This is a genomic window from Pseudoduganella sp. RAF19 (assembly GCF_052114165.1).
Classification (GTDB): Bacteria; Pseudomonadota; Gammaproteobacteria; order Burkholderiales; family Burkholderiaceae_D; genus Rugamonas.
Genome location: NZ_JBFREF010000004.1, coordinates 357300 through 371737, shown reverse-complemented (window position 1 = coordinate 371737; position 14438 = coordinate 357300). Strand labels below are relative to the sequence as shown.

Below are 14438 nucleotides of genomic sequence, written 5' to 3'. Positions count from 1 at the left end.
CCCGGAAATTTTTCCCCGGCGGGAGATTTGTATATATACCAAGTTACACCAAAACGGCTGAGCTGTCAGAAAGAAGTGAAGCGCGGGGCTGCCCGCACATGGCCTTGCTCTGTAAAGGTGCCGCGCGCGGCGTTGTGTGGATGCTGCATTGCTTCCGCCAACGTTAATACCGGCGCGAAGCAGGCGTCGGTTCCTTCAAGCAAGGCACACCAGTGACTACGCGATCGCGAGGCAAACAACGCGGCAAAGCGCTCCTTTAATGCCGGCCACTGGCTTGCATCATACTGGCTGCGCGGATCGACATCATGCATGCCTACTTTCTGTAACAGTAGCGCATAGAATTGCGGTTCCAATGCGCCGACCGTGATGCTGGCGCCGTCAGCGCAGCGGTAGACATCGTAGAAAGGCGAATCGTGGAAGGGGCTCGGCTTCGGGCCGCCCAGGCCACCGCTGGCGGCAACCCACTGCGCGATCCCGCCCAGCATTGCCATGACGTCCGTGATCGCCGCATCCACCACGCAGCCTTTGCCCGTACTGCGCGCCTGCAGCAAGCCGCTGACCATGCCGAAGGCCAGTCCCAGCGCACCGGCTGCGTCGCCCAGCGTGGGCGGAATGCCCTGCTGCGGCGCCAGCGACAGCAGGCCACTTAACGCCACGTAATTCAGATCGTGCCCCGCTGCCTGCGCCAACGGACCATCCTGTCCCCAGCCCGTCATGCGTCCATATACCAGGCGCGGATTGACTTCCGCGCAGTGCGCAGGACCCAGTCCAAGGCGCTCCATGACACCGGGCCGGTTGCCTTCAATCAGGCCATCGGCTTGCGCCAGTAGCGCCAGCGCGCGCCGAACATCTGCCGCATCTTTCAGATTCAAGGCCAGCTCCGTCTTGCCCTCGGCTAGCGGACGCTTGCCATCGCCGCCGAGCAGGCCAGCAACGAGGCCCGCGCCGGGACGCACCACCAGCGTGACGCGCGCGCCAAAGTCGGCCAGCATGCGGCCACATAAAGGACCAGGGCCCAGCCCTTCGAATTCGACGATGTGCAAGCCGGCCAGTGGCTTCATGCGAGTACCTTGCGTGCGATGAGATCCTTCATGATTTCATTGGTGCCGCCGTAGATGCGCTGCACCCGCGCATCTGCCCACAGGCGGCCGATCGGATATTCAGCCATGTAGCCGTAGCCGCCGAAGAGCTGCAGGCATTCGTCCGTCACTTTGCACTGCTGTTCGGAGCACCACCACTTCGCCATGTAGGCCGCTTCGTCGTCCAGCGTGCCGTCCAGCAGGCGCTGGATGCAGTCGTTGACGAAGCTGCGCACCACGTGCGCCATGGTCGCACATTCGGCCAGCTTGAAGCGCGTATTCTGGAAATCGGAGATCGGCTGTCCGAACGCCTTGCGCTCCTTGGTGTATTCGACCGCCAGTTCCAGCGAGCGCTCGATCACGGCTGCCGCAGGTACCGCCAGCAGCATGCGTTCATACGCCAGCTGGCTCATAAGCTGGCCAAAGCCGCGGCCTTCTTCCACGCCCAGCAGATTGGCGACCGGCACGCGCATATCTTCGAATGCCAGTTCGGCGGTATCGGATGCATGCATGCCGATCTTTTCCAGGCGGCGCCCAACACTAAATCCCGACAGATTTTCCGTCTCGATAACCACCAGCGAAATCCCTTTCGAGCCCGCATCGCCGGTACGCAGCGCCAGTACCAGCAGGTTGGCCGTGTAGCCATTGGTAATGAAGGTCTTGGCGCCGTTGATCACGTAATGGTCGCCATCACGCACGGCGCGCGTGCGCATCGATTTCAGGTCGGAGCCGCAGCCTGGTTCCGTCATTGCGATACCTGCCAGCAGTTCGCCGCTGCACAGCCGCGGCAGCCAGCGCTGCTTCTGTTCTTCCGTGCCGTAGTCGAGGATGTAGTGGGCGGCGATGGTGTGCACGGCCGAATTGGCCGGCACTTCGGCCTTGGCCAGTTCGTCCTGCACCACCAGCTGGTAGGCCAGCGTGGCGCCGGGACCACCGTATTGCTCATCCATCTCAGGCAACAGGAAACCCAGCTCGCCAAAGGGCCGCCAGGTTTCGCGTGGAATGAATCCCTGGCGCCGCCAACCATCCAGGTGCGGTGCCAGTTCGGCGTGGACGTAACGGCGTACCTGGTCGCGGAAGGCTTCGATGTCCGCGTCCATCCATGGGTGCTGGTGCAGGCGTGGCAGCATTGTCTTCCTCCTCACATGCCGGTCAGGCCGCCGGTGCACATCAGGGTCTGGCCGCTGACGTAATCCGATTCGGGAATGCACAGCATATAGACTGCGCCCGCTGCCTCTTCCGGCGTGCCGCCGCGGCCCAATGGAATGGTCGCTTCCATCATCGCCAGCAGGTCCTTGTTGACGCCGACTTTGATTTCGCGGCCTTCGATATTGGCGGTGCCGCCTTCAGCCGCGTTGCCGGTCAGGCGCGTTTTGATCAGGCCAAAGGCCACGCAGTTCACCGTGGTGTTCATGCGGCCCCATTCTTTCGCAAGCGTTTGCGTGACACCCATGATGCCGGCCTTCGCTGCCGAGTAGTTCACCYGTCCCGCATTGCCGAACACGCCGGCGACGGAGGAAATGTTCACCACCTTGCGCACGTTGCGGATGCCCTGTTCCGCTTCGGTCTTGGCCAGCGCCTTGATCACCGGCTGCGCCGCACGCAGGATGCGGAATGGCGCAGTCAGATGGCAGTCAAGCATGGCGTACCACTGCTCGTCGGTCATCTTCTGGATCACGTTGTCCCAGGTGTAGCCGGCGTTGTTGATGATGATGTCCAGGCCCTTGAAATGATCGACTGCCGTGCCGATGAAGCGCTCGGCGAAATCCGGAGCGGTCACGCTGCCGACGCAGGCGATGGCTTCGCCTCCCGCAGCCTTGATGGCGTCGACCGTTTCCTGGGCAGGAGCTTCGTCCAGGTCATTGATGACGAGGCGCGCGCCTTCGCTTGCCAGTTTCATGGCGATGGCGCGGCCGATGCCGCGGCCGGAGCCGGTGACCAGCGCTACTTTTCCTTGCAGTTTCATTTTCTTTCCTCTCTGTTCATGCACGGCGGATCGATGATCCGCCCTACGCGGCGACGATGGCTTCGCCGATGATTTTTTGTTGTCCGTACTGGTTTGCTGCGACGACCGCGATGCGCGCACAGGGTTCGCCGTCGAGATCTAGCAGCTCTTTGACTTCGCCGCGGCATTGCATGGCATTGCCCAGGTGGGTAATGCCGGCGAAGCGGACTTCGTATTTGCGCAGGCGCGATTGCGGCACCCATTGCGTCAGCAACCGGCCCAGCCAGGCCATGCCCAGCATGCCGTGCGCAAACACGTCCGGCATGCCACAACGGCGGGCGAAATTGATGTCGATATGAATCGGGTTGTGGTCGCCCGAAGCACCGGCGTACAGCGCCAGCATGGTGCGGTCAACGGGCGGCAGTTGCAGCGTCGGCAGGATATCTCCCGGTTTCATCTGGCCTCCTTAGTGGCGCACAACCAGCAGCGAGCGCAGCTCGGCCACCAGTTCGTTATCCCGGTTCGTCACGCGCGAACTGCGCTCGACGAATTCCAGCGCACCATTTTTCTTGTCGTAGATTTCGCTGACCGTTGAACGCACGGTGATGTGATCGCCCGCGCACACCGGCTTGTAGTAGCGGAAGGACTGCTCGCCGTGCAGCAGCTTGGCCAGCGGAATCTGCATCTGGTGCAGCATCCAGTCTGTGGAACCGCTGTCCAGCTCTACTGAGAACAGGAAGGTAGGCGGCGCGGGGATGTCGGCATAGCCCGCGTCACGCGCAGCGCTCACGTCGAGATAAATTGGATCAGTCTCGCCGATGGATCGCGCGAAGAATTGCAGACGTGCCCGGTCCACCAGCATTTCGGAAGGAGGCAGCTCACGCCCCAGCCAGGCGCGGTCAATCATGCCGACACCTTTTCGTACAGCGTCACCACGCAGGCGCCGCCCAGACCGAGGTTGTGCTGCAGCGCCAGACGCGCGCCTTCGACCTGGCGCTTGTCCGCCTGGCCGCGCAGCTGCTGCACCAGCTCCGTGCACTGCGCCAGGCCGGTCGCGCCGAGCGGATGGCCTTTCGACAGCAGGCCACCGGATGGATTGGTCACGTACTTGCCGCCGTACGTGTTATCGCCGTCTTCCACGAACTTCTGCGCGCCGCCGCGCGGGCACAGTCCCAGCGACTCATAAGTGATCAGTTCATTGTGCGCGAAGCAGTCGTGCAGCTCGATCACCTGCACGTCCTCAGGACCAATACCGGCCGCTTCGTACACCTGCTGCGCCGCCTCGCGCGCCATGCTGAAGCCGACCACCTCGCGCATATCGCGCGCTTCGAAAGAAATGGCGCGGTCAGTCGTCATGGATTGGGCGCGGATGCGTACCGCGGCGTTCAGGCCGTGGCGTCTGGCGAAGTCCTCAGAGCAGATCACGGCCGCAGCTGCGCCGCAGGTTGGAGGGCAAGCCATCAAGCGCGTCATCACGCCGTCCCACACCATCGGCGCCGCCATCACTTCTTCTTCGGTGACTTCCTTGCGAAACAGTGCGACCGGATTGTTCGCCGCGTGGCGGCTGGCCTTGGCGCGGATCTTGGCGAAGGTATTGAGTGGCGTGCCGAATTCCTTCATATGCGCCAGGCCGGCACCGCCGAAGTAGCGCAGCGCCAGCGGGATCTGCGGCTCGCCCACCAGTTCATCGGCGGCATTGTCGAACAGTTCGAATGGGCTCGGACGGTCATTGAACACGGAACCCAGCGCACCAGGACTCATTTGCTCGAAGCCCAGCGCCAGCACGCATTCCGCAGCGCCCGATTGCACGGCCTGGCGCGCAAGGTACAGCGCGGTTGAGCCGGTGGAGCAGTTGTTGTTGACGTTGACGACCGGGATGCCCGTCATGCCCACCTCGTACAGCGCGCGCTGGCCAGCCGTGGAGTCGCCGTACACATAACCCATGTAAGCCTGCTGGATCTGGTCATAGCCGATGCCCGCATCGGCCAATGCTGCCAGCGCGGCTTTCGACGCCATGACGGGATAAGGTTCGTTGGCGCCCGGTTTCACGAACGGCACCATGCCGACGCCTGCGACGCATACTTTGGAAGTCATCTTTTGTCTCCTGCTGGTTGAAACCGGCGGTGGCAATTCGCCTCACGCCTCGGCTTATAATTCCCCCATCCTATGGGCTTGCAAGCTGCCCGGCAATTGCCGCGGACATTAAAACCAATGGCAAAAGACCTCACCGACACCCTGATCGCGCCCGCCTTCGTACGCGGCATGTTGTCCCGTATCGGCGCCAGCGGGGCCGATGTCACAGCCTACCTGCAGCGCGTGGGCGCCGATACCGCCGTGCTGACCGATCCGGCCCATCCCGGCATCAGTTCGCACCAGTATGTCGCATTGTTCTACACGCTGGCCCAGGAACTCAAGGACGAATCGGTGGGGCTGTTTTCGCGGCCCTTCAAACTGGGCAGCTTCGCCCTGGTCGCGCGCTCGGGCATGGGCGCGCCGGAGCTGGGCAGCGCGCTGCAGCGCATGAGCAAGGTATTGAATCTGCTGCAGGATGACCTGCTGTTTTCGCTGTCAGTGCAGAAGGACGAAGCGGGACTGGATGTGGCCTGGGTCGGCAAAGGCGAGAGCGCGCCGGCTTTCCTGCAGGAGACCATGGTGCGCGTGCTGTGGCGCCTGGCCGCGTGGCTGATCAACGGTCCGCTGCCGATCCGCCATTTCGATTTCATGTTCCCGGAGCCGGACTATGCGCGCGACTATGCGGCGGTATTCCCCGGCGAGCGCCGCTTCCAGCAGGCGACTTCGGGCTTCTGGTTTGATGCGGCCGTGCTGCAGACGCCCGTCAGCCGCGACGAGCAGGCCCTGCGCGCCTTCCTGCCGGATGCTTTCGCGCAGATTCTGCTACCGCCGCGCGGATTTGGCCCGGTGAGCCAGGAAGTGCGCAACTGCCTGCTGCGCCAGTATCCCGACTGGCCGGATCTGCCGGCCATTGCGGCCAGCCTGCACGTATCACCCGCAACCTTGCAGCGCCAACTGGCGCACGAGGACTCCTCTCTGCAAAAGCTGAAGGACGATCTGCGGCGCGGCATTGCCATCGCGCGCCTGACCACTTCGCGCATCGGTCTGGCGCAGCTTGCCACGGAGCTGGGCTTCAGCGACAGCGCCACGTTCCAGCGCGCCTTCAAGAAATGGACGGGAAAAACCTGCGGCGAATACCGCGCTACTTCTTCAGCAGCAGGTCGATGAGGGCAGCGGCGCTGGCGCGCAGCCGGGCCGGATCGGAATAAACACGCTCCATGATGACCAGGCCGCGCGTCAGCGTGACCATCAGCCGAGCGCCCTCTTGCGGCGGCAGCGACAGCTTGCCGGCTTTCTGCAGGCGCTCGGTCAGCAGGGCTTCCATGCCATCCAGCAGGCCTTGCAAAGCGCTGAGGATGATCTCGCCCTGCGCCGTTTCATCGGCCGCCGTCTTGGTGGTCAGGCAGCCGCGCGTGTGCGCACCTTCGCCGGGACTGGTCATCAGCGCGATCAGCTTTTCGAAAAAGGATTCGAGCGCAGTGCGCAGGTCGGGATGAGATAGCGCCTCGCGCGCCAGTTCGAGAATCTGGCGGTGATAGCGCTCGAAGGCCAGCACGAAAATCTGCGCCTTGTCGCCGTAGGCGTTGTAGAGCGAGCCACGCAGCACGCCGGTGGCCTGCGCCAGGTCCTGCATCGAGGTGGCACCATAACCGCGCTGCCAGAACAGCTGCATCGCAGCGTCCAGCACGGCATCTTCGTTGAATTGACGTATTCCGACCATGAGGGCGATTTTAACGCATTCTTGACACACACGTCAAACTTGACTACCCTGTCAAACATAATTCGAAATCTCGTGGGAATCTCGTGGGAACTATCATGGCTTCATCTCCTTCCGTTGGGCGGTCGATTTTTGCCGCCTTGTGTGCGAGCCTGGTCGGCATTGGGCTGGCGCGCTTCGCTTACACGCCCTTGATTCCGCCGCTGATCGAGGCGCACTGGTTTGCGGCCAATGATGTGCTGTATCTCGGCGCAGCGAATCTGGTGGGCTATCTGGTTGGTGCAGTGGGTGGACGTCCGCTGGCGTCGCGCTTGAGCGCACGACGTACCTTGCAATGGATGATGGCGCTGGCGGCGCTGGCTTTCTTTGCTTGCGCGGTGCCGGTGTCGGTGGCGTGGTTCTTCGCGTGGCGCTTCCTGTCCGGCGTGGCGGGCGGAATTATCATGGTGCTGGCGGCGATTACGGTGCTGCCGCATATTCCAGTCGAAAAGCGCGGCATGGCCAGCGGCGCGATCTTCCTTGGCTTGGGTATTGGAATCGCCGCGTCGGGCACGCTGGTGCCGCTGCTGCTCAAAGTCGGGCTGTGGCAAACCTGGGCCGGGCTCGGCGTCGTCTCCGCGCTGCTGACCGCCGCGAGCTGGCAGGGATGGCCCAGTGCGGCGCCCGCGACGCCGCGCAACGCCCCGGCCGCAGGGACATCGGCGGCGAGCGCCGATCCGGTAAGCGCTGCTGTGGCGGCGACGGCGGCGGTGCAGACGGAGGCGGACGCTGAGACTACGGCGGTGGAGGCCGCGGCGGAGGCGAACGCTGTGGCTACGGCTGTGGAGGCCGCGTCGGAAGCGGACGCTGAGGCGGTGGAGGCGGCGGCGACGGCCGCGGAGTCCGGCGGGACGGCCGCAGGCGGTCGTGGCGCGACCGCGGCTGGTGCATCGACGCATCCGGCGGCGACAGCGGATGGCGGCGCGGAGATGACCGTGCTCTACGTGCAGTACGCGCTGATGGCCGTTGGCCTGGTGCCGATGATGATCTTCCTGGTGGATTACATCGCACGCGGATTGGGCCTCGGTGCGCAGACCGGCGCCATGTTCTGGATCGCCTACGGCATCGGCGCCATCGCCGGCCCGATGATGTATGGCGCGCTGGGCGACCGCATCACGCCGCGTGTCACCAACCGCATCGCGATCGCCGGACAAATCGCGGCCATCGCCCTGCTGGTCAGCACGACGAAAATACCAGCGCTGATCCTGGCCACGCTGGTGATCGGCACTTTCCCGCCGGGGATCGTGCCCATCTACCTTGGCCAGATTCAGCGCATCCTGCCCGGCAATGCGGAAAGGCAATCGGCCGCCTGGAGCCGCGCCACCACCATCTACGCGCTAACGCAAGCGATTGTCGGCTACACTTCATCCTGGCTGCTGACTGCGAGCGGCGGACAACATCGCATGCTGTTCATGCTGGCCGCAGCAGGCTTGATACTGGCGCTGCTTACCGAGCTCGCCGCGCGAGCAGTGAGCGGTAAAGCTGAGCATAGTCCTCGGCCATCTTCCCCGCCGTGAACAAACTCCAGTAACGCTGTTCCGCACGGCGGCCCATATCGGCCGCCAGCTGCGGGTTCTCCCACAACACGCGCATCGCTTTGTCGAAGGCCTCGACATCGCTGGGCGGCACCACCAGGCCCGTGTCCTGATCGATGTTGATATAGGTAGTGCCGGTGCCAATTTCGCTGGAGATCATCGGTTTGCCATACATGGCACCTTCCAGCAGCGAGATGCCAAAAGCTTCCGAGCGCAGGTGCGACGGGAAAGCCATGGCGTAGCACAGCTTCAGCAGTGCGATCTTGTCTTCTTCATCGAGCGCACCGAGGAACTGCACCTTGTCGAGCACACCGAGACGCTTGGCGCGCTCCTTCAGTTCCTGCTCGATCGGACCGGCACCGACAATTGCGACGGGATAACCATTGCGCGCCACCGCATCCAGCAGAATGTGCAAGCCCTTGTAGTAACGCAGCACACCGACGAACAGGAAGAAGCGCTCGCCCATGCGGGCACGCCATTTCTCTATTACTTCCGGGGGCGGTTCGGGATAGGTGGATTTATCCAAACCGAATGGAATGGTAGTCACCTTGTTTTCATAGCGTCTCAGCACCGGCGAAGACGCCAGATAATTCGGCGAAGTCGCGACGATGGAGTCAACATCTTTCAGGAAGCGGCGCTTCAGCGGGGTGTACACACGCAGCAGCGTCTTCTGGCGCACGATGTCGGAGTGGTAAGTCACCACGCTCGGTTTCTTTACCCGCGCCATGAAGTGGGCCATATCCATGAAGGGCCACGGGAAGTGATAATGAATCACGTCCGCGTTTTTCGCCAACGCCGCCAGCTTGCGGATCGATGCAACCGACACCGCATTCGAAGCGATTTCGAAATCGAGCCGCACGCGATGAACCGAATGGCCTTCGATGTCCATCAGCTCCGGCCCGCCATTGCGGGTCAGCGTCAGCACTTCGTTGTGGACGCCGAGCCGGCTTGTGCCCACGCACATCTGGCGGATCACTTGCTCGATGCCGCCCCAGGAATCGGGATAATAAGTCTTGTAGAAATGCAGTACGCGCATGTTACTTGTTGCCGTGATTGGCAATTACGCCTCGTACATCCAGCGCAGGGTTTGCTGCAGCGGCACCGGCTCGATGGCGCCGATCACGGACGCGAGGCGGCGGTTATCGCCCGTCAGGCGCTCCACTTCATTGGCGCGCACAAAGGCTGGATTGACGTGGACATTGATTTTGTAGCCTGCAATCTCTTCCATCATGGCGATCGCCTCACCCAGCGAGTAAGCCTTGCCGGAGCTGATGTTGAACACCTGGCCAGCAGGTTTGGCCGCGAGCAGGGCGCGGTAGCTGGCGGCGACCATGCGCACGTCGGAGAAATCTCGCCATACCTGAAGGTTGCCCAGTTCGATGTCCGCGGCCTTGCGGCGGAAGTGCGACACGATCTTCGGCAGCAGGAAGTTCTCGTGCTGGCCCACGCCCGTGTAGTTGAATGGGCGCGCCATGATGATGGGCAGCTTGTCCATCCACAGGCGGGCCATGTACTCCATGGTCAGCTTGCTGACGGCGTAGTCATTGGCCGGCGACGCAGGAACGTCTTCGTGAATCATTTCCACGGCTGTGTTGCCATAGATATTGGCGCTTGATGCCAGCAGCACTGCACCAGGCTTTTTCGGCGCAGACGCCAGCGCTTCCAGCAGGTTGCGCGTGCCCATCACGTTGACACGATAGATCTGCTCGACGTCGGAATGGGCGACGAAGGCGATGGCAGCCAGGTGCACCACGACGTCCGGCTGCAATTCGTGGACCGCCGCGGCGACAGCGGCACGGTCAGTGAGGTCCAGCGACACCATGTCGCCGCCATGCTCGTGGCCGGGCACCGCAGTACCGATCACTTTGTAGCCGGCGGCACGCAGCTCCTGCGCCACATAGTGGCCCGTAAATCCAGCCAGACCGGTAACGAGGGCACGTTTGCCCTCGCCTTCACGCGCCGGGGACAGCAGCTGCAAGCGGTCGCTCATATCAGACGGAGAAGCCCGCGGTATTGCGGCGCAGATCTGCTGCCACCATCATCTGGCACAGCTCTTCCAGCGAAGTCTTGGCTTCCCAGCCCAGTTCCTTGCGGGCCTTGGATGGATCGCCGATAAGCAGGTCCACTTCGGCTGGGCGGTAAAACTTCGGCGACACGCGCACCAGCACCTTGCCGGTCTTGGCGTCGCGGCCTGTTTCGTTCTCCACACTTCCCTGCCACTCGATGGCGATGTCCACTGCCTTGAAGGCCATGGTCACGAAGTCGCGTACGGTCTCGGTACGGTTGGTGGCCAACACATAAGTATCAGGCTTGTCGGTCTGCAGCATACGCCACATGCCTTCCACGTATTCCTTGGCGAAGCCCCAGTCGCGCTTCGCGTCCATATTGCCCAGCTCCAGAACGTCCAGCTTGCCCAGCTTGATCTTGGCGACGGAGTCGGTAATCTTGCGGGTCACGAACTCGCGGCCGCGCAGCGGGGATTCGTGGTTGAACAGAATGCCAGAGGAAGCAAAGATGCCGTAGGACTCGCGGTAGTTCACCGTCATCCAGTGCGCGTACAGCTTGGCCACGCCGTAAGGGCTGCGCGGATAGAACGGCGTGTCTTCCTTTTGCGGGATAGCCTGCACCTTGCCGAACATCTCCGAGGTCGAAGCCTGGTAGAACTTAATTTTCGGATTGACGATGCGGATGCCTTCCAGCAGATTGGTGCAGCCAACGCCGGTAATTTCGGCCGTGGTTGCAGGCTGTTCGAACGACACGCCCACGAAGCTTTGCGCCGCCAGGTTGTAGACCTCGTCGAAATTCCCGATCTGCAGCAGGCGAATGATGCAGCCCATATCGGTCAGATCGAATTCGACCAGTTTCAGATTCCGGTGATTCTGGATGCCCAGTTCTTCGATGCGCCAGAAATTGACGGAACTGGTGCGGCGGAAGGTGCCGGTGACTTCATAGCCCTTTTCCAGCAGCAGCTGGGCCAGATAGGCGCCGTCCTGGCCGGAAATGCCCGTAATCAGGGCGCGCTTTGTGGTGGTCATGTACGAATCCAACTGCGGTGTTATCGAACCTGTAATTGTAACAGAGCAGGTATCGCCAAAAGGCGCGCTTTACAACATATTACAAGATAGCAATTATGCTACGTAGCCGTAGCCGCGGGCCATGGCGGCAGCCGCAATCGGGATCAGGGCGAAGACGTGAATTTCGGCCATCAGCAGCTTGCGCACGGCCTTGATTTCCACTTCCTGCGGCACGAATCCGGCGTCGGCGCGCAGCGCTTTCTGCCAGCGCAGCATGCGCAGCGTGGGCTTGATGGACAGCAGGCCCATGACAGCAAACAGGCCGACCTTGGTCCAGAAGATGTGGTTGTGGAAGTAGTAGTCGTGGCCCTTGGCGCCGAAGTAGACGCGCAGGAAGCCAATCACCAGAAGCCCAACTGCTAGCAGCCCGTAGGCTGCATCGTAGCGGGCGGCCAGGCGCACGGCCGGCGGCTGCATGCCAGGTCGTACCAGAACCAGTTCAGCGGTGACTACCGCCGCGATGCCGAAGGCGCAAAGGTGGTGGACGATGGCAAGCAGCAGATCGGTCATGCGTTGTCTTTCCTGGTAGCGTTGGCAGCAACGGCATCCACCACGCACAGCGCGGTCATGTTGACGATGCGGCGTACCGTAGCGGAAGGCGTCAGGATGTGCACCGGCGCGGCGCAACCCAGCAGGATCGGGCCGATGGTGATGCCGTTACCGGCCGAGCTCTTGACCAGGTTGTAGGCAATGTTGGCGGCGTCGATATTCGGCATCACCAGCAGGTTCGCGTCGCGCTCCAGATAGGAGTTCGGCATGATCTTCTTGCGCAGCTTGGAATCCAGCGCGGTATCGCCGTGCATTTCGCCGTCCACTTCCAGATCCGGCGCGCGTTCGCGCACCAGCTCCAGCGTGGCGCGCATCTTCTGCGCCGACTCGCTGTTGGAGGAGCCGAAGTTCGAATGCGACAGCAGGGCCGCGCGCGGCTCCAGGCCGAGGCGCTTCATCTCGTCCGCTGCCATGATGGTGATGGCCGACAGTTCGTTGGCGGTCGGGTTCTCGTTGACGTGGGTGTCCACCATGGCCAGCTGGCGTTCAGGCAGCACCAGGATGTTCATCGCCGCGTACACGCAGGCGCCTGGACGGCGGCCCAGCACCTGGTCGATGTAATGCAGGTGCAGCTGGGTGGTGCCGAAGGTGCCGCAAATCATGCCGTCGGCATCGCCCTTCTTGATCATCATGGCGCCGATCAGCGAATGGCGGCGGCGCATTTCCAGCTTGGCGTATTCCTGGGTCACGCCTTTACGAGCGGTCAGCTCGTAGTATGCCTGCCAGTATTGGCGGTAGCGCTCATCGTAGTCCGGGTTGATGACGGCATAGTCCACGCCCGGCTTCAGGCGCAGGCCAAACTTCTGGATGCGCGCTTCCAGCACGGCCGGACGGCCCACCAGGATTGGACGCGCCAGCTTCTCGTCGACCACCACCTGCACCGCGCGCAGCACGCGCTCTTCTTCGCCTTCCGCGTACACGATGCGCTTCAGGTCCGTGTGGGCCTTCTTCGCCACCGAGAACAGCGGCTTCATGAAGGTGCCGGAACGGTAGACGAATTGCTGCAGGCTGTCCGCATACGCTTCCAGGTCTTCGATCGGGCGGGTTGCCACGCCGGAATCGAAAGCGGCCTTCGCCACGGCCGGTGCGATCTTGATCAGCAGGCGCGGATCGAAAGGCATCGGGATCAGGTATTCAGGGCCGAAGGCCAGATTGGCGATGCCGTAGGTGGACGCCACGATGTCCGATTGCTCGGCGTGGGCCAGTTCCGCAATCGCGTGCACCACGGCGATTTCCATTTCGCGCGTGATGGTGGCAGCGCCGCAATCCAGCGCGCCACGGAAGATGTATGGGAAGCACAGCACGTTGTTGACCTGGTTCGGATAGTCCGAACGGCCGGTGCAGATGATGGCGTCGCCGCGCACCGCCTTCACGTCTTCCGGCAGGATTTCCGGGGTCGGATTGGCCAGCGCCAGGATCAGCGGGTTCGGCGCCATCTGCTTGACCATGTCCTGCTTCAGCACACCGCCGGCGGACAGGCCGAGGAAGATGTCCGCGCCTTCGATCACTTCAGCCAGGGTACGCGCGCTGGTTTCGCTCGCGAAGCGCTCCTTGTCCGGGTCCATCAGTTCTTTGCGGCCCTTGTAGACCACGCCCGCCAGGTCGGTCACCACGATGTTTTCGATCGGGAAGCCGAGGTCGACGATCAGGTCCAGGCAAGCCAGTGCCGCAGCGCCCGCGCCGGACACCACCAGCTTGACGTTCTTGATGTCTTTCTTGATGTATTTCAGACCGTTCAGGATGGCCGCGCCCACGATGATGGCGGTGCCGTGCTGGTCGTCGTGGAAGACCGGGATCTTCATCTTTTCGCGCAGCTTGCGCTCGATGTAGAAGCATTCAGGTGCTTTGATGTCTTCCAGGTTCACGCCGCCGAAGGTCGGTTCCAGTGCGGCGATGATGTCGACCAGCTTGTCCGGGTCCTGCTCGTTGATTTCGATGTCGAAGACGTCGATGCCGGCGAACTTCTTGAACAGCACGCCCTTGCCTTCCATGACCGGCTTGGATGCCAGCGCACCGATATTGCCCAGGCCCAGAACGGCGGTACCGTTCGAGATCACGGCGACCAGGTTGCCGCGCGCGGTGTACTTATAGGAATTGGCTGGATCGGCGACGATTTCTTCGCAGGGAGCTGCTACGCCGGGGGAATAGGCCAGCGCGAGGTCGCGCTGATTGGAGAGTTGCTTGGTGGGGGTGACGCTGATTTTGCCGGGTCTTGGACACTCGTGATATTCAAGTGCTGCTGCGCGAAGTTGCTGTCGAAGTTCTTCTTTTTTATCAGATGCCGAGTCCATATCTGTACTGCCCCCTTCCAATGTTCTAAATACGAATCCCCCGATTCTAACAGACGCTTGTACGGCCAATCCTAGGTAGTTTCACGAATTTATGCCAAAAAGTTATCGTGAAAATAACTATTGGATTGGCCATGCA

General features: G+C 62.2%; 14 protein-coding genes. 2 read left to right on the top strand and 12 right to left on the bottom strand.

The genetic code is table 11. From position 1 onward, the window contains the following. Positions 1-65 precede the first annotated feature (65 nt). The 6 genes from AB4Z19_RS12905 to AB4Z19_RS12880 are packed head-to-tail and all read right to left on the bottom strand — an operon-like array spanning position 66 to position 5118. The gene (locus tag AB4Z19_RS12905; RefSeq protein WP_442027771.1) at positions 66-1061 is read right to left on the bottom strand and encodes a CaiB/BaiF CoA transferase family protein; all 996 of its coding nucleotides are present in this window, start codon (positions 1059-1061) and stop codon (positions 66-68) included. Next, on the bottom strand, positions 1058-2209 hold the full coding sequence (locus tag AB4Z19_RS12900; protein ID WP_442035377.1) for an acyl-CoA dehydrogenase family protein: 1152 nt from the start codon (positions 2207-2209) through the stop codon (positions 1058-1060). The genes AB4Z19_RS12905 and AB4Z19_RS12900 overlap by 4 nt, the downstream gene beginning before the upstream one ends. 11 nt (positions 2210-2220) lie before the next feature. Further along, positions 2221-3045 (bottom strand): SDR family NAD(P)-dependent oxidoreductase, encoded by an 825-nt coding sequence (locus tag AB4Z19_RS12895; protein WP_442035376.1) that lies wholly within the window; start codon positions 3043-3045, stop codon positions 2221-2223. Between the two features lie 43 nt (positions 3046-3088). Then, positions 3089-3481, bottom strand: coding sequence for a MaoC family dehydratase (locus AB4Z19_RS12890; protein WP_442025920.1), 393 nt, complete (start codon positions 3479-3481; stop codon positions 3089-3091). Positions 3482-3490: 9 nt separating this feature from the next. Then, complete coding sequence (locus AB4Z19_RS12885; protein ID WP_442025921.1) at positions 3491-3931, bottom strand: MaoC family dehydratase N-terminal domain-containing protein; 441 nt, start codon at positions 3929-3931, stop codon at positions 3491-3493. Then, complete coding sequence (locus tag AB4Z19_RS12880) at positions 3928-5118, bottom strand: lipid-transfer protein (protein WP_442025922.1); 1191 nt, start codon at positions 5116-5118, stop codon at positions 3928-3930. The genes AB4Z19_RS12885 and AB4Z19_RS12880 overlap by 4 nt, the downstream gene beginning before the upstream one ends. Positions 5119-5235: 117 nt before the next feature. Here AB4Z19_RS12880 and AB4Z19_RS12875 point away from each other — a divergent pair, with 117 nt between their 5' ends. Further along, on the top strand, positions 5236-6264 hold the full coding sequence (locus AB4Z19_RS12875; RefSeq protein ID WP_442025923.1) for an AraC family transcriptional regulator: 1029 nt from the start codon (positions 5236-5238) through the stop codon (positions 6262-6264). Here the strand turns inward: AB4Z19_RS12875 and AB4Z19_RS12870 are convergent. After that, positions 6239-6817 carry a TetR/AcrR family transcriptional regulator gene (locus tag AB4Z19_RS12870; protein ID WP_442025924.1) on the bottom strand — a complete coding sequence of 193 codons (579 nt, stop codon included), beginning with the start codon at positions 6815-6817 and terminating at the stop codon, positions 6239-6241. The two genes, AB4Z19_RS12875 and AB4Z19_RS12870, sit on opposite strands and share 26 nt — an antisense overlap. Before the next feature lie 95 nt (positions 6818-6912). Between AB4Z19_RS12870 and AB4Z19_RS12865 the strand changes: the two genes are divergently transcribed. Beyond that, positions 6913-8370 (top strand): YbfB/YjiJ family MFS transporter, encoded by a 1458-nt coding sequence (locus AB4Z19_RS12865; RefSeq protein ID WP_442025925.1) that lies wholly within the window; start codon positions 6913-6915, stop codon positions 8368-8370. Here AB4Z19_RS12865 and AB4Z19_RS12860 read toward each other — a convergent pair. The 5 genes from AB4Z19_RS12860 to AB4Z19_RS12840 all read right to left on the bottom strand — a co-directional run bounded on the left by AB4Z19_RS12860 (position 8300) and on the right by AB4Z19_RS12840 (position 14302). Then, the gene (locus AB4Z19_RS12860) at positions 8300-9424 is read right to left on the bottom strand and encodes a glycosyltransferase family 4 protein (protein WP_442025926.1); all 1125 of its coding nucleotides are present in this window, start codon (positions 9422-9424) and stop codon (positions 8300-8302) included. The genes AB4Z19_RS12865 and AB4Z19_RS12860 overlap by 71 nt on opposite strands. 24 nt (positions 9425-9448) lie before the next feature. Then, positions 9449-10378 carry a GDP-mannose 4,6-dehydratase gene (locus AB4Z19_RS12855; protein WP_442025927.1) on the bottom strand — a complete coding sequence of 310 codons (930 nt, stop codon included), beginning with the start codon at positions 10376-10378 and terminating at the stop codon, positions 9449-9451. A 1-nt stretch (position 10379) separates the two neighbouring features. Continuing rightward, on the bottom strand, positions 10380-11423 hold the full coding sequence (gene gmd / locus AB4Z19_RS12850; RefSeq protein WP_442035375.1) for a GDP-mannose 4,6-dehydratase: 1044 nt from the start codon (positions 11421-11423) through the stop codon (positions 10380-10382). A gap of 93 nt (positions 11424-11516) precedes the next feature. Next, positions 11517-11972 (bottom strand): DUF2214 family protein, encoded by a 456-nt coding sequence (locus tag AB4Z19_RS12845; RefSeq protein WP_442028421.1) that lies wholly within the window; start codon positions 11970-11972, stop codon positions 11517-11519. Beyond that, positions 11969-14302, bottom strand: coding sequence for an NADP-dependent malic enzyme (locus AB4Z19_RS12840; protein WP_442035374.1), 2334 nt, complete (start codon positions 14300-14302; stop codon positions 11969-11971). The genes AB4Z19_RS12845 and AB4Z19_RS12840 overlap by 4 nt, the downstream gene beginning before the upstream one ends. Positions 14303-14438: the final 136 nt, after the last annotated feature.